This window comes from Pseudomonas sp. SWI7 (genome assembly GCF_006351945.1).
GTDB lineage: Bacteria > Pseudomonadota > Gammaproteobacteria > Pseudomonadales > Pseudomonadaceae > Aquipseudomonas > Aquipseudomonas fulva.
In genome coordinates, this window is sequence record NZ_CP040930.1 from 2247672 (window position 1) to 2265614 (window position 17943).

The following is a 17943-nucleotide window of genomic DNA, read 5'->3' on the forward strand; positions in this document are numbered from 1 at the left end:
CAACGCCTGTCTCTATCGTTGGCTTATGGGTGCTGCTCGGTGCCGGCGGCGGGCATCAGCGGCCTCGGTACTTGAGTTCTGCATCACAGATGACTGGGGCCGCTGCGCGCCCCGTTGACCGTCATTCCATAACCAATCGCCCAACACCTCACCCACAAAAAAGCCCCGGCATTACGGCCGGGGCTTTTTCATTTCAGCAATGACTCAGGACGGCATTACAGTCGCCTGCCCGCTCATGGCCAGATCGACCAGTTCGCGGTTGGCCACTGCATACATCGCATAGTCATGGCCCGAGGCGCTGCGCAGGTCATCGAGCATGGCGCGCCAGCGCTCCACCATCACCCGATGCTGCTCGGCCCACAGCGCGACGCGGGCATCCATGTCCTGCGGTGCATCGGCCATCTGCAATACCGAGATGGTGATGGCGCGTTGTTGCAGGTCGATGTCGTCGCGGAAGGCTTCCCGGGCCAGGGCCTGCCAGTTGTTCTCCACCGGCAGATTGCTGATTTCCTGCAAGTACCAGGTCAGGTCAAGCGCGCTGCCCACGGCGAAGAACGCCTTGGCCACCTGCGCCGGCTCGTGACCGGTCACATCAGCCGCCTCGATGATCGGCAGCAAGGTGTACAGATGGCTGGTACCGGCCACCATTCGTGCCAACAGCTCCGGCACCCCCGCATCGACGAAGCTCTGGTAGCGCACCATCCAGCGTTCGCGGGTCGGGCCTTCGAGCAGTTCGTCGAGCTTGAGCCCAAGCTGGGCGATCTTCGGCCCAAAGTGGGCGCAATCACGGCCAGCGTCTTGCTCATTGCGACGGCTACGCAGGAACCAGCGCGTGGCTCGACGACCCAGGCGCATCAGTTCGTCCATCAGGGTCAGCTGGATCTCGGCGGGGACCTGGTAATCCAGCGCCTCGATCTGACGGAACCAGTGCGGCAGGTGGAAGATGTCGCGCACGATCACGTAAGCCCCGGCCACGTTGGCAGGGCTCATGCCGGTCGATTCCTTCAACCGCTGCACGAAAGTGATGCCCATGTTGTTGACCAGGTCGTTGGCGATCTGGGTGCTGACGATCTCGCGCTTGAGGCGGTGGCGGCGCATGGAGTCGGCGAACTTGCTGACCAGCGACGGCGGGAACGCGGTTTCCATGTCGCGGGTCAGGTAATCGTCGTCCGGCACCTGGGACTTGAGCAACTGCTCCTTCAAGTCGATCTTGCTGTAGGAGATCAGTACCGAGAGCTCTGCACGGGTCAGGCCCTGGCCGGCGGCGAGGCGCTCGGCCAGCTGTTCCTCGGAAGGCAGGAACTCGATGGCCCGGTCAAGCTTGCCACGGGCCTCGAGGTCGGCCATCAGGCGCTTGTACTCGGCAATGCGCTCGCGCACGCGACGCGCTGCCAGCGACAGCGCCTGGGTCTGCTTGTAGTTGTTGCCCAGCACCAGGCCGGACACTTCCTCGGTCATGCTACCGAGCAGCTGGTTGCGCTGCTTCTCGGTCATGTCACCACCCTGCACAACCTCGTTGAGCAGAATCTTGATGTTGACCTCGTGGTCGGAGCAATCCACGCCGCCAGCGTTGTCGATGAAGTCGGTGTTGGTGGCGCCGCCGTGCAGGCCGAATTCCACTCGGCCAAGCTGGGTCATGCCCAGGTTGCCGCCCTCGCCTACCACCTTGCAGCGCAGCTCGTTGCCGTTGACACGCAAGGCGTCGTTGGCCTTGTCGCCAACGTCGGCGTGGCTTTCGCCACTGGCCTTGACGTAGGTGCCGATGCCACCGTTCCAGAGCAGGTCAACGGGCGCCTTGAGCAGTGCATTGAGCAGCTCGGTGGGCGTCAGGCGGTCGGCCTCGATGGCGAAGCGTTCCCTCATCTGCGCCGTGATGGCGATGCTCTTGGCGCTACGCGGGAAAATGCCACCGCCTTCGGACATGATGCTGGTGTCGTAGTCGGTCCACGCCGAACGCGGCAAGTCGAACAAGCGCTTGCGCTCGGCAAAGCTGGACGCCGGCTCCGGGTTGGGGTCGATGAAGATATGCAGGTGGTTGAAGGCCGCTACCAGTTGCAGCTTGTCGGACATCAACAAGCCATTACCGAAGACGTCGCCGGCCATGTCGCCCACACCGATCACCGTGATCGGATCTTCCTGCACGTTGATGCCGCGCTCACGGAAGTGACGCTGCACGCCGACCCAGGCACCGCGGGCGGTGATGCCCATTTTCTTGTGGTCGTAGCCTGCCGAGCCACCCGATGCGAAGGCGTCACCCAGCCAGAAGCCATAGTCGATGGCGATGCCGTTGGCGATGTCCGAGAACGTGGCGGTGCCTTTGTCGGCCGCCACGACCAGGTACGGGTCGTCATCGTCGTGACGCACCACGCCGACCGGCGGCACGACGCCACCGTCCTTGAGGTTGTCGGTAATGTCGAGCAACCCCGAGATGAAGATGCGGTAGCACGCCACGCCCTCTGCCGCGATCTCGTCACGCGTGCCGCCCAGTGGCAGGCGACGTGGCAGGAAACCACCCTTGGCGCCGACAGGTACGATTACCGAGTTCTTCACCTGCTGCGCCTTGACCAGGCCCAGCACCTCAGTGCGATAGTCTTCCTCGCGGTCCGACCAGCGCAGGCCGCCGCGCGCAACGTTGCCAAAGCGCAGGTGCACACCCTCGACCCGAGGGGAATAGACGAAGATCTCGAACTTGGGCACCGGCTTGGGCAGTTCGGGCACAAGCTTGGGGTTGAACTTGAAGCTGAAATACGACTTGTTCTGGCCGTTGGCATCGAGCTGATAGAAGTTGGTGCGCAGGGTGGCCTTGATCAGGTCCAGGTAGCGACGCAGGATGCGGTCCTCGTTGAGCACCTGCACCTCGTCCAGCGCATTGAGGATCGCTTGCTCAAGGCGCTGCTGCTTGTCCTCGAGGTCGTCCTGGGTCAGCTTGCGGGCCAGGTAGAAACGCGTCTTGAACAGGCGGGTAAGCTCGCGCGCGATGTCGGTGTGGTTGTTCAGCGTGCTGGCAATGTAGCCCAGGTCGAAGCCCAGACGGATTTGTTTCAGGTAGCGTGCATAGGCACGCAGCAATGCCACGTCGCGCCACGGCAGGCCCGCGGTCAGCACCAGGCGGTTGAAGGCATCGTTTTCGGCATCGCCGCCGACGATGTGGATGAATGCATCCTGGAAGGTGTCATTGAGTTCCTGAATGTTCAGGCTCAGGCCTTCGCTGTAGGTGAAGGCGAAGTCGTGAATCCAGTATTCGCGGCCATTGGCGTGGCGCAGTCGATAGGGGAACTCTCCCAGCACGCGCAGGCCGAGGTTTTCCAGAATCGGCAGTACGTCCGACAGCGCCAGGGGGGTGTCGGCGTGGTACAGCTTGCAGTGCAGCGTGCGCTCGCCAACCCGCGTGAGCGGCTGGTAGAAACTCATGGCCAGTGGCTTGCTTTCCGACAGGGCCAGCACGTGCTGCAGGTCCACCACCGCCGAATGGGCGGCGAAGCGCTCGCGGTAGCCAGCCGGGAAGCCTTTGGGGAAATCGGCCAGGATGTTGGTGCCTTGGGCTTCGCCGAAGTTCTCCACGACCAGCGCCGAGAAATCGTCCTGCCAGGAACGGCAGGCCTGGATGACTTCACGCTCGAGCTGCTGCGGGTCGATGTCGATACGGTTCTTCGGGTCCACGCGCAGGATCAGCTGCACACGGGCCAGTACCGACTCGGAGAAGAAGGTCCAGAACTCGCAATCGCTGGCCTTCAGGCGTTCCATCAACACCTGCTGGATTTTCTGCCGAACCTCGGTGGAATAGATTTCACGCGGCACATAGGCCAGGCAATAGCAGAAGCGCCCGTACGGGTCTTTGCGCAGGAAGACGCGAATCTTGTTGCGCTCCTGGATCTGCACGATGGACATGACCGTGCTGAACAGCTCATCGACCGGCGTCTGGAACAGATCGTCGCGCGGCAGCACCTCGAGCACCTGCGCCAGTTCCTTGCCCAGATGAGCCTTGGTATCGAAGCCGGAACGGCGCTCCACTTCGGCGACCTTGACCCGGATGTAGGGGATGGCGTGCACGCTTTCGCCATACACCGTGGAGGTGTAAAGGCCCATGAAGCGGTGTTCCTTGAGCACGTTACCCGAGGCATCGAGCTGACGGATGGACACGTAGTCAGGGTAGCCCGGGCGGTGTACCCGGCTTGGCAGCGCAGCCTTGGCGAAGGAGAGCAGCAGCGGCTCGGCCAGGTAGGCCACGGCGTAGTCTTCGATGCGCAGCTCTTCGGGGGTCAAGCCAACGCGCAGGCGACGCGGCAGCCCAAGGAACGACTGCGCGTCGTAAACCATCTGGCCACCGGCCTGATCGGCCTGGACGGTGAACTCTTCGTATCCCAGGAAGGTGAAGTGGTTGTCCAGCAACCACTCCAGGAACGCCTTGACCTCGCCCTTTTCGTGCTGGGCCGGCCCGTACGGGGTCTGCTCGACCAGCGCCACGACTTCACGCAGCTTGTCCTTCATCGGCTCGAAATCATCGACCGCCACGCGGACCTCGGCCAGCACCTGCTCGATTTCCCGAGCCAGCACGCTCAGCTCCGCAGCGTTGGCGCAGCGATCGATCTCCAGGTACATCAGCGACTCGTGCCCAACCCCTTCACCGTGGGTACCCTTGGGCAGCAGCTCCAGCAATTCGCCCTTGGCGTTGCGGCGCACGCTCAATACCGTGGTCTGCAGCGTATGAATGCTGTAGCCACGGCGGTTCAGCTCGGTGCGGACCGAGTCCACCAGAAACGGCAGGTCATGGTGCAGCACCTCGACGACCGTGTGGGTCGACTGCCAACCGTTGCGTTCGTAATCGGGGTTGTACACGCGCACCTGCGGGTGCTCGGGGTCGAAACGCTCGACGATGCGCCAGGCCGACAGGGTGCAGCCGGCCAGGTCGGAAAGCCTGCGCTGGGTGAGTTCGTCCAGAGAGATGATGCCGAAGAACTGTTCGGCGAACAGCGCCACTTGTGGCAGGGACTGTTCGCTGATGTGCTGCGCCAGGGCCGCTTGCAGTTGATGCTGGAAGTCGGCTTTGCTGGCCGCGGTGAAGAACGCCATCTGTGGTACTCCGCTTGGGCTTTGTAATAGTTGAAGCGTCGCTGCGTGCGCCGTGCCGGGATCAACGATAGACGATTGCAGGCAGGGCGAACGATGAAAACCAGGCGTTGAGCGTGCGCATGCACGCCCAGGACTGGGCGAAGCTTAACGACTGACCGGTCATCAAGGCTTGCAGCGCTGCGACAATTTCGTTCAAGGGGCGGTAACTTTACGTTTATGCATGTAAGCAAGACTGTCAGAATTCCCTTCCGTTTCCTTTGATCCGAGCCCGCCATGCAAATCGACACCGCCGTGCTGTTCGCCACCCCCTGCGATGAAGAGGAGGACAACATGGCCACCCTGTGCTGCCACAGCGACAAAGGCCAGATGTTCCTGCTGACCCGCTACCCCGACGAAGACACGGTCGACCTGACCCTGGATGATGAGCCCTCGACCCTGGACGGCTTGAAAGTGACCTTGAGCGCAACTGGCCTGTTGATCGAAGTGGCGGCAGGTGACCGGGACGCCTTGCGCGGTGATGAGGTGCTTCAGATCAACCTGACCAGCACGCTGAGCGATCTGGACGAGATCAGGCAAACCTTGGAAAACATCCTGAGCGGCACCGGCACGTTCATCTGCGAACTCTAATTCACCGATCACTGCGCAGGCTTGCCATAGGCCGCAGGGGCTAGGCCAGTGCGCGCTGCATCGCCTGCGCCTGCTCGCGCAGTGTCTGACAGAACGGCTCGACCGCCGCCGAGGCCGGCCGGTGGTCTGGCCTGACCAGCATCACTTGGTAGGCGATCGAGATCTCCAGCGGCCTGATGGGCAAACCACTCTGGGCCGCCTCCAGCCCGCTCAGGGGGTTGATGATGGCGACGCCCAGGCCCTGCCTGACCATGGCGCACACCGAGGCGGCGCTGGTGGTCTCGATGACCGTGCGACGGTTCACCCCGGCCGCGCGAAACTGGTGGTCCAGACGCTGGCGATAGGTGTCCAGGCTGGCCAGGTTGATGAAATCGATCTCATGGAAGTCCGCCAGGCTCAGCCGTGACCTGGCCTGCAACGGATGGTGCTCAGGCAGCACGCAGACCATGTTGGCGCTGAACAGCAATTCCCCGCTCGCCCCGCGGGGTATCTGCGCGACCTCCGTCAGGCCCAGGTCGTGCTGCTGGGTGGCCAGGGACTCTTCCAGCAGCGGTGACTCCTGGGCCACGATGCTCACGCTCACCCCAGGGTGCTGTTTGTGGAAACGCTGGCAGACCTTGGGCAGTAGCGTCTGCGAAAACAACGGCAGGCAGGTGACGGCCAACTGGCCCTGCTGAAAATTGCGAATGGCCTGGGCAAAACGATCGATGCGCTCAAGGCCTACATACGCCCGCTCTACTTCATCGATCAGCAGCAACGCCTGGGCGGTGGCTTCCAAGCGACCGGCCGTGCGTTCGAACAGATGCAGGCCGGTCACGTGCTCTAGCCGCGCCAGCTCACGGCTGATCGTCGGCTGCGAGGTGAACAGCAGACGCGCCGCGCCCGTCACGCTGCCCGAGACCATGATGGCGCGGAACACTTCGATGTGGCGGGCGGAGAGTTTCATGGCAGCACCGACGGTATTCACAGGTCATATCAGGTCTGAATGGGTGGCGCAAAAATAGCTATTTTTCTGAATCGAGTCTATGGGGGCATGCTCGCTACTTCCCCCTGTCCCGAGTCCTTCGATCATGAACCATCCTTACGCTGTGCTTGCCGACGCCGTTCGCCAGCACGGTTCACCCCTGTGGGCCTACGACGCCGCCACCATCATCAGCCGGATAGAACAGCTCAAGCCATTCGACACCGTACGCTTCGCCCAGAAGGCCAACCCCAACCTGCAGGTATTGCGCTTGATGCGCCAGCACGGGCTGGTGCTCGATGCGGTGTCGCTCGGGGAAATGGAACGCGCCTTTGCAGCCGGCGCCAGTGTGGCGGGCGAGCCTGCGGGGGTGGTGCTGACTTGCGACGTGCTGGACCGCGCCACCCTGGCGCGCGCGGTCGCGGAAAAGATCGAAGTCAACGCAGGCTCCATCGACATGCTGCGCCAGTTGGGCGAGCACTCGCCAGGGCACCGTGTCTGGCTGCGCATCAACCCAGGGTTCGGCCATGGCCATAGCCGCAAGACCAATACCGGGGGCGAGAACAGCAAGCATGGCATCTGGCACGAGGACCTGCCGCAGGCGCTCGCCTGCATCCGGGCCCATCGCCTGCACCTGGTAGGCGTGCACATGCATATCGGCTCTGGCGTTGACTACTCCCATCTGGAACAGGTGGCTCGTGCCATGATCGAGCTGATCGTGCGCCTGGACACCGACATCGAAGCGTTCTCGATCGGCGGTGGGCTCTCGACGCCATACCGCGATACCGACACGCCGGTGGACCTGCAGCGCTATGCGCAAACCTGGGCAGTGGCACGGCAGGAAATCGAAGCCGTGCTCGGCCACCCGGTGCGCATGGAGATCGAGCCAGGGCGTTTTCTGGTAGCCGAGTCGGGCTATCTGGTGACCGAAGTCCGTGCCGTCAAGCAGGTGGGCCGCAACACATTCGTGCTGGTCGATGCTGGCTTCAACGACCTGATGCGTCCTGCGATGTACGGGGCCTACCATGCCATGACCCTACTCGATGCCGACGGCCACCCCGTAGACCGCCCGCGGCAACCGACCGTGGTCGCCGGCCCACTGTGCGAATCGGGGGACGTGTTCACTCAGGATGAACAGGCGCTCTGCCCTCAGGACTTGCCCCAGGCCGTGGTTGGCGACTTGCTGGTGATTCACGATGCCGGTGCCTACGGCGCCTCCATGTCGTCCAACTACAACAGCCGGCCTTTGCTGCCAGAGGTGATGATCGAAGGCCAAGCCGTACGCTTGATCCGACGTCGGCAGACCATTGACGCGCTACTCGCGCTTGAGGCCGGCTTGTAACTTCCAATTCCCTGCATGCCGGCCGCCATGGCGAGCCGGCATTGCGGGGATAGACCACCCAGTGCTCCCCACACACTTCGCTCGTTAATAGAATGTGAACTGTGAAAACCAAATAGCTCGCAATAAATTCTTATCTTTTCCTAGAATCAAGCAATTCAGTCACATTCAAACCGCACACTACCCCACCCTTTGCAACCTCCACACACGATCCCCCTTTACAATTGGATCCATTCCAACGATGGATCCCCCACATGCAGACACTCGAAATGGATTACGCCCCCGGCGATCACGTCGCCAGCCACTGCCACGCCCACGACCAACTGATCTACGCGGCCAGTGGCATTGTGCATGTGAGTACCGATTCGGGAAGCTGGGTGATCCATGGGGGTAATGCGTTGTGGGTGCCGGCCGGCGTCAGCCATGCCATTGTCATGGAAGGCGTCGTCAGCATGCGCTCCTTGCTGCTGGCGCCCCATGTCGGCCACTGCCAGGTGATCGTGGTGACGGGGTTGCTGCGTGAATTGATCCTGGCAGCCTCGCGAATGCTCGGTGTCCGGGAGGGCGAGCACGTACGGGCGCTCATTCTCGGCGAGCTCGCCCATGCAAGGCGCATCGACACGTTCGTTGCAATGCCGACGCACGCGCGCCTGAGGGCCTGGTGCGAGCGCATGCTGCGGTCACCCGCCGAGGCGCATTCGCTTGAAGAGTGCGCCACTGCGCTGAACATGAGCACGCGCAATGTGGCCCGGCTGTTTCAGCGCGAGTTGGGCATGTCCCACGGCCAGTGGCGCGCTCGGGCGCGGGTGATGCTGAGCCAGCAGTGCCTGGCGGCAGGCCGTCCGATCATCACCGTGGCGCTCGAACACGGCTACCAGAGCCCAAGCGCCTTTGCAGCCATGTTCAGGCGTATTCTGGGATACGCGCCCAGCGACTGGCAGGACGGGAGCGCACGCCCCCGCTGAAGCGGTTCGAATTGTCCCGCTGGCGCGCACGGTTGTCCCGCTTACGGCAGCCTTGACCTGACCGGTCTCGCTAACGTTGCATCATGACTGACAAGCGATGTTCATGATGCCCACTTCGTTGATGATCCCCTCCCCCGTACAGCTTTGCGCTGTGCTGACGCTCGGCCTGCTGGCAGGTTGCACGCACCCTGTCGCCTCCGAACAGCCCCCGGCGGCCATGCGGGTCAACCCTTTGGCCGAGACCCAGGCCGGGGTTAGCGCGCAGCCTTTGCCCGAGCGCTGGTGGCAGTTGTACCAGGACCCGCAACTCGGACGCTGGGTGGAGCGCGCATTGGCCAACAACCAGGACCTGGCCCAGGCCGAAGCCAACGTGCGGGCACTGCTGGCTGGCATCGGCGAGTTTGAGGCGCAGCGCCTGCCGGCTACCTCGCTGGGTATTGCTGCAACCTACGGCAGGGACAGTGACGATCAGACCCTGGCCCAGGCCCGTGACAGCCATGCTTCCGCCTCCTGGCACTTCAATCCGGGCGTGGCGCTGGCGTATCAGGTGGACGTGTGGGGGCAGGTGCAAGCCCAAATCGATCGCGCCAAGGCGCAAGCGCAGGCTGCGAACGCCGCGCACGATGCCGTGAGACTGCAGGTGGCCGCCCAGACCAGCCGTGCCTACATCGAACAATGCGTCTACACCGCCCGCCTGAGCCAGGCCAGGCAAGCCCTGCGCACCCTTGATCGCAGCCTGCTGTTGAGCGACCGCCAGCGTCAGGCCGGCATCGCCACGGCGCTGGACGGCGAGCGGCTGCTCGGCCTGCGTGAACAGGTGCGCGCCCGGATACCTGTTTTCGAGGCGCGGCGCCAGGTGGCGCTGTTCGAGCTGAGCACCCTGGCCGGTGACGCCACGGTTGATCGCACACACCCCTGCGCTGCCATCCCTTCGCTCACGGCAACGCTGCCCACAGGCGATGGCTGGCACCTGCTCGAACGGCGCCCCGACGTACGCCAGGCTGAACGAGCGTTGGAAGCCGCCGGCCTGGAAACGGACATCGTGCGCGCCGACCTGTACCCCAAGGTTCTTTTTGGCGCCCAACTGGCTAGCGCTGACCGTCACATCAGTGGCCTGGGGGCTAGCCGCGCCATCACCTTTGGCGTCGGCCCATTGATCAGCTGGGAATTTCCCAACCTGAAAGCCAACCGCGCCCGGTTGGGCAAGGCCCAGGCTTTGCAGTAGGCCCAGCGCGCTCACTACCGCAGCGTGGCGCTCAAGGCCCTGAAGGATGTGCGCCAGGCTTTGGCCCGCCATGCCGGCGAGCAGCAGCACCTGTCTTCGCTGCAGGCTGCGCTCGAGCACAGCCAGCGCGGCTTCGCCCTGGCACAGGCCAGCTACCGTGCGGGCACCCAGGACGGGCTGGCCCTGCTTGACAGCGAACGCGAGCTGATCGCCCTGCATGACCAGCTCCTCGAGGCGCGCGGCAAGGTGGCCAGTGCCCAGATCGACCTGTTCCGCGCACTGGGCGGCGGGTGGTGAAGCCGGCACGCCCAAGGCTCCGCCGACGCTTGCAAAGCGCAACCGCCTCCACTGGACAATGGAACCCCACCATGAACGCTGCTGCACAAACGCACCCCTCAACCCCGACTGCCGAGCAGGCGACCCTTCGCACACGACGGCGGTTGCTCTATAGCGCAGCCGCATGCCTGGGCGTGCTGGCGCTACTGGCGCTCGCTGGCTACTGGTTCTCCACCGGGCGCTACCTGGAAAGTACCGACGACGCCTACATCCGCGCCGATTGGGTTGCATTGAGTTCGCGCGTGGCGGGCTATGTGGCAACGGTGGAGGTCGAAGACGACCAGCCGGTTGAAGCCGGCGCTGTGCTGGTCCGGTTGCAGGATCGCGATTACCAGGCCCGCAGGGATCGCGCGCGCGCTGCCGAACATCAGGCGCAGGCGGCCATAGACGCGGCGCGGGCTCGCCGCGAGCTGGCCGTGCAGCGCATCGAGCAGCAGGCGCAGGCCACCCTCAAGGCCGAGGCCGCCGTGCACAGTGCCAGCGCCGAACGTCGTCGCAGCCAGCTGGACCTGCAACGCTACCAAGGCCTGGTACGCGACGAGGCAGCCACGACCCAACGGCTGGAGCAGGCGCTGGCCGCTGCCAACCAGGCCAAGGCTGTCGAGCAAGGGGCGAAGGCAGCATGGCGGGAACAACAGGCGCAGCAACGGATGGCCAAGGCCGGCGCTGCCCAGGCCAAGGCTGACCTGCAGCAGCACCTGGCCGCCTTCGAAAGCGCCAGGGCCGAACGCCGACTGGCCGAACAGGACGCCCAGGACACCGTGCTGCGCGCACCAGTGGCAGGCGTGGTGGGCAAGCGCCACGTGCGTGCAGGGCAATACGTGGTGCCGGGCCAGCCGTTGTTGGCAGTGGTGCCGGTCGCGCAGGCCTATGTCGTCGCCAACTACAAGGAAACCCAGTTGGCTCGGATGCGCCCAGGGCAGCCTGTACAGGTACAGGTGGACAGTTTCCCTGGCCAGGCATTCGAAGGTCACGTAGCAAGCTTCTCGCCGGCCTCGGGCAATGTTTTCGCGTTGCTGCCGTCGGACAATGCCACAGGCAACTTCACCAAGATCGTCCAGCGTTTTGCGGTGCGCATCCTGCTCGACCTGCCCGTAAACGGGCCGCAGATACTGCCCGGCATGTCGGTGGTGACCACCGTCGACACGCGCACGCCGGAGCCTGCCGATGCGCGCTGAACAAGCGGTATCCCTGCGCGCCTGGGTGGCTGTGCTGGGCGGGCTGTTCGGCTGTTTCATGGCCGGCATGAACGTGCACGTCACCAGTGCCGCACTGCCCGAGATACGCGGCTCGCTGGGCGCCAGCTTCGAGGAAGGGTCATGGATATCCACCGCCTACCTGGTGGCAGAGATCGTGATGATCCCCCTGACGGCCTGGCTGGTGGAGGTGTTCTCCCTGCGCCGGGTGATGTGGACGGGCTCGCTGGTCTTCCTGATCGCGTCGGTGGCCTGTTCGTGGGCGCCGAACCTTGAAACCATGATCGTGATCCGGGTAATCCAGGGCGCCGCCGGCGCCGTGCTGATCCCGCTGTCGTTCCAGCTGATCATCACCGAACTGCCGGCCAGCCGAATGGCCATGGGCATGGCGTTGTTCAGCCTGGCCAACAGCGTGGCGCAGGCAGCGGGCCCTTCGATCGGCGGCTGGTTGACCGATGCGTACTCCTGGCGCTGGATCTTCTACCTGCAGCTGTTTCCTGGTATTGCCCTGCTGTGCGCCATTGCCTGGTCCATCGAGGCCAGGCCGATGAAGTTGCAGTTGCTGCGCCACGGTGACTGGCTCGGCATCGCCGCCATGGTGATTGGCCTGGGCGGGCTGCAGATCGTGCTGGAAGAAGGCGGCCGGTTGGACTGGTTCGGGTCTTCGTTCATTACGGGCATGACCGTGGTGTCAGCATTGGCCCTGGTGCTGTTTGTGACGACCCAGCTGTTCGGCCCGCGCGCGTTCATCAATCTGCGGTTGCTGGGCCGTTACAACTTCGGCGTGGCCAGCCTGGCGATGTTCATCTTCGGGGCGGCCACCTTCGGGCTGGTGTTTCTGGTACCTAACTACCTCTCGCAACTGCAAGGCTTCAGTGCCCGGGACGTGGGTGTGGCGTTGATCGCCTACGGGCTCGTGCAGTTGCTGCTGGCGCCCTTGATGCCGCGCCTGATGCGGTGGACCAGCGCCAAGTTCATGGTGGCCAGCGGGTTCCTGATCATGGCGCTGGGCTGCTGGATGGGCGCCAGCCTGACGGCCGACAGTGCCGACAATGTGATCATCCCCTCCACCGTGGTACGGGGTATCGGCCAGCCGTTCATCATGGTTGCGTTGTCCGTGCTGGCAGTGGCCGGGCTGGACAAGCGCGAGGCCGGGTCGGCCTCGGCGGTGTTCTCGATGCTGCGCAACCTGGGTGGCGCCATCGGCACGGCTGGCCTGACCCAACTGGTGGCCACGCGCGAACGCCTGCACAGTGCGCGCATCCATGAGCATGTGACCGTGTTCGAGCCGCAACTGCACACACGCCTGGATCCGACCGTGCAGACATGGCTCTGGCATTCGCAGCAGTGGCTCGAAGGGTTGTCGGGCACCATCCGCCGCGAAGCCTACCTGATGGCCTACAGCGATGCCTTCTACCTGGCTTGCCTGGCGTTGCTCGGCTGTGCGGTGGCAGCATTGCTGCTGAGGTCGCACAAGGGGTAATGAGGCGATGGCGGGCGCTTGGCTCGGGAGCGACGAACGGCTGGTACACTGGCGCCTTTGTACAACGTCCAGACAGGTTCTACCCATGCACCAAGCCCGCTATGCCACTGTGGCCAAGGACTTGATCGAGGCAATCGCCAGCAGCCGCTATCCGGTCGGGGGCTTGTTGCCCACTGAAATCGAACTGTGCGCGCTCTACGGTGTGAGCCGGCATACGGTTCGCGCGGCGGTCGAGCAGTTGCAGAGCCTGGGCCTGGTGTCGCGGCGCAAGCGCATTGGGACACGCGTCGAGGCGCGCCACCCTCAGATCGGCTACCGGCAGTCGATAGCGAGCCTGGCAGAGCTCTCGCATCATCTTCAGGCACCCGTGCGTCAGATTCGCGCTGTTCGCCAATTCGTGGCTGCCCCTGAGGAGGCCGAGCGACTGGGGCTGGTGCCAGGGGAACAGTACTTCTGCATCGAGGCGTTGCACAGTACCTCTGCGGGCCACCCCTTGGTGGTGTGTGCAAGCGCCGTCTATGCCCAATCCGACTACGCGCAGGTGATCGAACTGGCCCAGGCACATCCCGAGCAGTTGATCGCCCGCCTGATCGAGCAGCACTACGAGCGGGTGATCGCCGTGATCGACCAGCACGTTCAGGCACAGTCACTGACCCTTGACCAGGCCCGTGTATTAAGTGCCGAGCCGGGGGCACCGGCGCTGTGCGTGGTGCGCCACTACCGCGAGGAAAACGGCGACCTGATGGCGGTCTGCGAAAACCTCTACCCCGCTGATCGCTACAGCCTGGTCAACCAGTTACGTCGCGACCGCATGCCCGCAAGCGCCGCGGCTGTCCCCCCAGCGTTCTGACGCCCCCCAGTACACCCATTGGAGATCCACTCGCATGGCAGCAGAATCGACACGGATGCTTACCGTAGGTGAGGTGGCTCGCCGCAGCGGTATCGCGGTATCGGCACTGCATTTCTACGAAAGCAAGGGTTTGATCGCCAGCACGCGCACGGCTGGCAACCAACGCCGCTATCCGTCGCTGGTGCTGCGCACCCTGGCAATCATCAAGGTGGCCCAGCGCACCGGTATTGCCCTGGATGAAATCAAGCAGGCGCTGGGGCGCTACCCGCCCAACAGCAAGCTCACGGCAGCCCAGTGGCGCGAAATGTCCAGTGCGTGGCGAGAAGACCTGAACCAGCGCATTCGCCTGCTCCAGGCGTTGCGCGACAACCTGGACAACTGCATCGGCTGCGGCTGCCTGTCGCTGGAGCAATGCCCGCTACGCAACCCACAGGATGTACTGGGCGAGGAAGGCAGCGGGCCCAGGATCTTAGAACGGCACGTGCGTGAGGGCACGTAACCGCAGCAGGTGCACGGCGCGGTAGTATCTGGCGCCGCTTTGGTTGGAACCAATCGGCGGCGCTAACGCCCTAACCTTTTGCTATTTAACCAATCCCGTTAGCGAAAGGATGACCGAACCATGAAACGCGAACAGATCGAAGGTGTAGCAGAGAACATTGCGGGTAAAGCCCAGAGCGCTGTAGGCCGTCTGATCGACGATCCGGCCCTGGAAGCCGAAGGTGAAGGCCGTCAGGCTGCTGGCCAGGTGACCAAGACTTACGGCGATGCCGTGAACTGCGTCTCGTCCTTCGTCAAGGAAAAGCCGTTTGCTGCCGTGGCCATCGGTGCCGCGCTGGCCATGGTGGTGTCGCGTCTGCTGCGCCGCTGACCGAATGCATCAGGCCCACGCGGGTGCGTGGGCCTGATGGGCTTTCAATGCAGGCTGAACTCAGTTATCCAGTTCATCCTTGACGATACGGCCATCTCGCGGGTCGACCTTGAACTCGTACTGCTTGCCGTCAGCTTTCATCCCCTCGCCTTCCCAATGACCGTCATCGGCTTCGATCTTGGTGATCTGGGTGTAGCCGGCGCCTTTGAGGGCAGCTTCGGCCTGATCCTTGTTCACTTTCCAGTCGGCGCCGGGCTGATCGGCCCAGGCAACAGAAGCGCCCATCGCGCCAACCAGGGCCAGGCCAGTGAACAGTCGAGTCATCGCTTTCATTGCAGGTTTCCTTCTTGGAGGGTGTGAACATGCGACCGACAGTCGGTACGCCGCGTTCATTCCAATCCTCCCAGTGCCGCACGGACGCGAGTGGCTCAGCGCCCTCAACCCGGCTGGCTGACCAGTGCATTACTGACACTGCGCCCGAGCACCAGCACCGTCACGAAACCGCAACCTACCAGTGCCGTGGCCATGCTCAGCAGCACGCCGGTGCCCAGGTGATCGACCACCTGCCCACCAAAGAACGACCCTACGGCGATGATGACCTGGAACATGGCCACGAACAGCGGCATGCCCCGCTCCACATCCTTGGGCGCGACCACGAACATCCAGATGTTCGCGCAGGCAGGAAACGCCCCGAAGGCAAAGCCCCATAACGCGATCAGCATCGCAGCGCCTGTCATGCCAGTGGCAAAGTGCGGGAACAGCGCCGTGCTCACGGCAATCAGCAGCGCCACCAGCAGCAAGGTATGCCGCACGCTGCGGTTGGCCGCAAAGCCTGCGAAGATATTGCCCATGAACCCCGCCACGCCGTAGAGCAGCAGCAATGAGCCAATGGTTGGGCCATCGAAGCCGGCGTTTTGCTTGAAGAAAGGGGCCACGTAGGTGTAGGCGGCAAAATGCGCCAGCCCGATCAGCAACACGGCAATCAGGCCCACGCGCGCCTGTGGATTGATGAGCAACGCCGGCAGGTCGCTGATGCGAATGGCCTTCTCCGGCATCAACCGGGGCAGGAGCATGACCTGCGCCAACAGTACCGGCACCCCTACCACGGCAGTGACCAGGAACGTCATCCGCCAGCCCATCAGCCCGCTGAGCCAGGTACCCACCGGCACACCGATGACCGTGGCCAGGGTAACGCCGGCCATGATGATCGAGTTGGCCTTGGCCACCCCGACGCCATCGGGCGCCAGGCGGCTGCTCAAGGCAATGGCGGTCGCCCAGAAGCCACCGATACTCACCCCCAGCAGCACGCGCCCCAGCAGCAACAGGTGAAAATTACCGGCAAACGCGACGATGGCGTTGGCCAGGATCATGATCAAGGTCAGGCCGATCAGCAGGTAGCGCCGGTCCAGGTTGCCGACACCGACAGAAATGGTCGGCGCCGCCAGGGCTGCCATGATGCCGGGCAAGGTGACCATCAGCCCGGCAAGGCCTGCACTGATGCCCAGATCGTTGGCGACGTCGTTCAGCACGCCGACTGGAAGAAACTCGCTGGTCACCAAGGCGAACGCGCCCACGGCCACGGAGAGAATGGCCAGCCACTGCTGGAGCAGGCTTTGCTGTTGGTGTTCGGGCAGACCACGAGGGGCCGGACTGACGCTTGGCATTGTGCACAATTCCATGACATGGCGCCTGAACGAGGCGCACGAGAGGCTAAATCAGGCCGCGAGTATAAAGAGCACGGGCCGCCAGGCGAGAGGCCGGCCGCTCGATAGTGGTTATCGCTGTGATCGATAGAGCGCAGGGCTCAGGGTTACGCGGGACTTGGAACGGCTTGGCCGGGGCGCCGGACTGGCCGCGATGGACTGTGATGGGCAGCGCAGCAAACCCAGGATTTCAACGCTACGGCACTTATCCCGAGGACCGCGCTGATCTTCTGATAGGCCGCCCTTCAGATAAATTTCCAAGCCGCCATTGGTCGCCACCCCCTCGGATGGATTAAAGTATCAACCCTTGCCGGGCCGCTGCCATCAGCCGCCTGGTCCTCTATCAGGAACCGTCGCCGATGGAACACCGTGAGGCGCTGATCGCGCTGCGCACCTTTCTCTCTTCCCAGATCCTTGGCCAGGAAAAGCTGGTCGAGCGGCTGCTGATCGTGCTGTTGGCCGATGGCCACATGCTGGTGGAAGGTGCGCCGGGCCTGGCAAAGACCAAGGCCATCAAGGAACTGGCCGAGGGCATCGAGGCGCAATTTCACCGTATCCAGTTCACCCCCGACCTGCTGCCCGCCGACATCACCGGCACCGAGATCTATCGGCCCGAGACCGGGAGCTTCGTGTTCCAGCAGGGGCCGATCTTTCATAACCTGGTGCTGGCGGACGAAATCAACCGGGCGCCGGCGAAGGTGCAATCGGCGCTGCTCGAAGCCATGGCCGAGCGCCAGGTCAGTGTGGGGCGAAGCACCTACGACCTGTCGCCGCTGTTCTTGGTCATGGCCACGCAGAACCCGATCGAGCAGGAAGGCACCTATCCCCTGCCCGAGGCGCAACTCGACCGTTTCCTGATGCATGTCAAGATCGGCTTCCCCGACGCTGCCGTGGAGCGCCGCATCCTGGCCCAGGCTCGCGGCGAGGCGCTGGGCGGTGAGACCAAGCCCGAGCGGCGGGTCAGCCAGCAGGCGATCTTCGCAGCTCGCAAGGAAATCCTCGGCCTGTACATGGCAGACGCGGTGGAGGAGTACCTGGTGCAACTGGTCATGGCCACGCGTACGCCGGCCAAATTCGACAACGAACTGGCCGACTGGATTGCCTATGGCGCCAGCCCGCGCGGCTCGATTTCCCTGGACCGCTGCGCACGGGCCCATGCGTGGCTTGCCGGGCGCGATTTCGTCAGCCCCGAGGACATTCAGGCGGTACTGTTCGACGTGTTGCGCCACCGCATCATCCTGTCGTTCGAAGCCGAGGCGGCGGGGGTCGACCAGGACCGGGTCGTGCAGCGTATCCTCGACGTCGTGGCCGTTGCCTGAC

14 protein-coding genes and 1 pseudogene are annotated in these 17943 nt (G+C 63.8%); 10 read left to right on the top strand and 5 right to left on the bottom strand.

Going from position 1 to position 17943, the window contains the following annotated elements; all coding sequences use genetic code 11:
• Positions 1-204: 204 nt before the first annotated feature.
• Positions 205-5070 (bottom strand): NAD-glutamate dehydrogenase, encoded by a 4866-nt coding sequence (locus tag FH041_RS10325; RefSeq protein WP_059183180.1) that lies wholly within the window; start codon positions 5068-5070, stop codon positions 205-207.
• Positions 5071-5131: 61 nt separating this feature from the next.
• A complete protein-coding gene (locus FH041_RS23010; protein ID WP_255212324.1) occupies positions 5132-5266 on the bottom strand; it encodes a hypothetical protein in 135 nt (44 codons plus the stop codon).
• A 77-nt stretch (positions 5267-5343) separates the two neighbouring features.
• On the opposite strand from FH041_RS23010, the gene FH041_RS10330 reads away from it, so the two are divergent.
• The gene (locus tag FH041_RS10330; protein WP_027916537.1) at positions 5344-5697 is read left to right on the top strand and encodes a hypothetical protein; all 354 of its coding nucleotides are present in this window, start codon (positions 5344-5346) and stop codon (positions 5695-5697) included.
• A 40-nt stretch (positions 5698-5737) separates the two neighbouring features.
• Here FH041_RS10330 and FH041_RS10335 read toward each other — a convergent pair whose 3' ends face one another.
• Positions 5738-6643 (bottom strand): LysR family transcriptional regulator, encoded by a 906-nt coding sequence (locus tag FH041_RS10335; protein ID WP_027916536.1) that lies wholly within the window; start codon positions 6641-6643, stop codon positions 5738-5740.
• 124 nt (positions 6644-6767) lie between these two features.
• Here FH041_RS10335 and lysA point away from each other — a divergent pair, with 124 nt between their 5' ends.
• From lysA to FH041_RS10375, 8 genes and pseudogenes are all read left to right on the top strand, one after another.
• Positions 6768-8000 carry a diaminopimelate decarboxylase gene (lysA, locus tag FH041_RS10340; protein WP_027916535.1) on the top strand — a complete coding sequence of 411 codons (1233 nt, stop codon included), beginning with the start codon at positions 6768-6770 and terminating at the stop codon, positions 7998-8000.
• A gap of 251 nt (positions 8001-8251) precedes the next feature.
• On the top strand, positions 8252-8962 hold the full coding sequence (locus FH041_RS10345) for a helix-turn-helix domain-containing protein (RefSeq protein WP_088523051.1): 711 nt from the start codon (positions 8252-8254) through the stop codon (positions 8960-8962).
• 217 nt (positions 8963-9179) lie between these two features.
• A pseudogene (locus FH041_RS10350) lies at positions 9180-10484 on the top strand (efflux transporter outer membrane subunit).
• A 71-nt stretch (positions 10485-10555) separates the two neighbouring features.
• A complete protein-coding gene (locus tag FH041_RS10355) occupies positions 10556-11701 on the top strand; it encodes an HlyD family secretion protein (RefSeq protein WP_028688155.1) in 1146 nt (381 codons plus the stop codon).
• The gene (locus FH041_RS10360; RefSeq protein WP_104926006.1) at positions 11691-13202 is read left to right on the top strand and encodes an MDR family MFS transporter; all 1512 of its coding nucleotides are present in this window, start codon (positions 11691-11693) and stop codon (positions 13200-13202) included. The genes FH041_RS10355 and FH041_RS10360 overlap by 11 nt, the downstream gene beginning before the upstream one ends.
• Positions 13203-13287: 85 nt before the next feature.
• The gene (locus tag FH041_RS10365; protein WP_059183183.1) at positions 13288-14052 is read left to right on the top strand and encodes a GntR family transcriptional regulator; all 765 of its coding nucleotides are present in this window, start codon (positions 13288-13290) and stop codon (positions 14050-14052) included.
• A gap of 34 nt (positions 14053-14086) precedes the next feature.
• Positions 14087-14551 (top strand): redox-sensitive transcriptional activator SoxR, encoded by a 465-nt coding sequence (gene soxR, locus FH041_RS10370; RefSeq protein WP_088523048.1) that lies wholly within the window; start codon positions 14087-14089, stop codon positions 14549-14551.
• Positions 14552-14671: 120 nt separating this feature from the next.
• The gene (locus tag FH041_RS10375; RefSeq protein ID WP_023533700.1) at positions 14672-14920 is read left to right on the top strand and encodes a CsbD family protein; all 249 of its coding nucleotides are present in this window, start codon (positions 14672-14674) and stop codon (positions 14918-14920) included.
• Between the two features lie 60 nt (positions 14921-14980).
• On the opposite strand, the gene FH041_RS10380 is transcribed toward FH041_RS10375, so the two are convergent.
• Together FH041_RS10380 and FH041_RS10385 are read right to left on the bottom strand one after the other, a co-directional pair.
• The gene (locus tag FH041_RS10380; protein ID WP_027916528.1) at positions 14981-15253 is read right to left on the bottom strand and encodes a PepSY domain-containing protein; all 273 of its coding nucleotides are present in this window, start codon (positions 15251-15253) and stop codon (positions 14981-14983) included.
• Positions 15254-15357: 104 nt separating this feature from the next.
• The gene (locus tag FH041_RS10385) at positions 15358-16584 is read right to left on the bottom strand and encodes an MFS transporter (RefSeq protein WP_140174552.1); all 1227 of its coding nucleotides are present in this window, start codon (positions 16582-16584) and stop codon (positions 15358-15360) included.
• A 398-nt stretch (positions 16585-16982) separates the two neighbouring features.
• Here FH041_RS10385 and FH041_RS10390 point away from each other — a divergent pair, with 398 nt between their 5' ends.
• Positions 16983-17942, top strand: a complete 960-nt coding sequence (locus tag FH041_RS10390; protein ID WP_023533720.1) for a MoxR family ATPase — start codon at positions 16983-16985, stop codon at positions 17940-17942.
• Position 17943 lies beyond the last annotated feature (1 nt).

Coding starts and splice junctions, on each gene's coding strand:
- FH041_RS10380 (WP_027916528.1), bottom strand. CDS start 15,253: ATGAAAGCGATGACTCGACTGTTCACTGGCCTGGCCCTGGTTGGCGCG.
- FH041_RS10360 (WP_104926006.1), top strand. CDS start 11,691: ATGCGCGCTGAACAAGCGGTATCCCTGCGCGCCTGGGTGGCTGTGCTG.
- lysA (WP_027916535.1), top strand. CDS start 6,768: ATGAACCATCCTTACGCTGTGCTTGCCGACGCCGTTCGCCAGCACGGT.
- FH041_RS10355 (WP_028688155.1), top strand. CDS start 10,556: ATGAACGCTGCTGCACAAACGCACCCCTCAACCCCGACTGCCGAGCAG.
- FH041_RS10325 (WP_059183180.1), bottom strand. CDS start 5,070: ATGGCGTTCTTCACCGCGGCCAGCAAAGCCGACTTCCAGCATCAACTG.
- FH041_RS10390 (WP_023533720.1), top strand. CDS start 16,983: ATGGAACACCGTGAGGCGCTGATCGCGCTGCGCACCTTTCTCTCTTCC.
- FH041_RS10330 (WP_027916537.1), top strand. CDS start 5,344: ATGCAAATCGACACCGCCGTGCTGTTCGCCACCCCCTGCGATGAAGAG.
- FH041_RS10385 (WP_140174552.1), bottom strand. CDS start 16,584: ATGCCAAGCGTCAGTCCGGCCCCTCGTGGTCTGCCCGAACACCAACAG.
- FH041_RS10375 (WP_023533700.1), top strand. CDS start 14,672: ATGAAACGCGAACAGATCGAAGGTGTAGCAGAGAACATTGCGGGTAAA.
- FH041_RS10335 (WP_027916536.1), bottom strand. CDS start 6,643: ATGAAACTCTCCGCCCGCCACATCGAAGTGTTCCGCGCCATCATGGTC.
- FH041_RS10365 (WP_059183183.1), top strand. CDS start 13,288: ATGCACCAAGCCCGCTATGCCACTGTGGCCAAGGACTTGATCGAGGCA.
- FH041_RS10345 (WP_088523051.1), top strand. CDS start 8,252: ATGCAGACACTCGAAATGGATTACGCCCCCGGCGATCACGTCGCCAGC.
- soxR (WP_088523048.1), top strand. CDS start 14,087: ATGGCAGCAGAATCGACACGGATGCTTACCGTAGGTGAGGTGGCTCGC.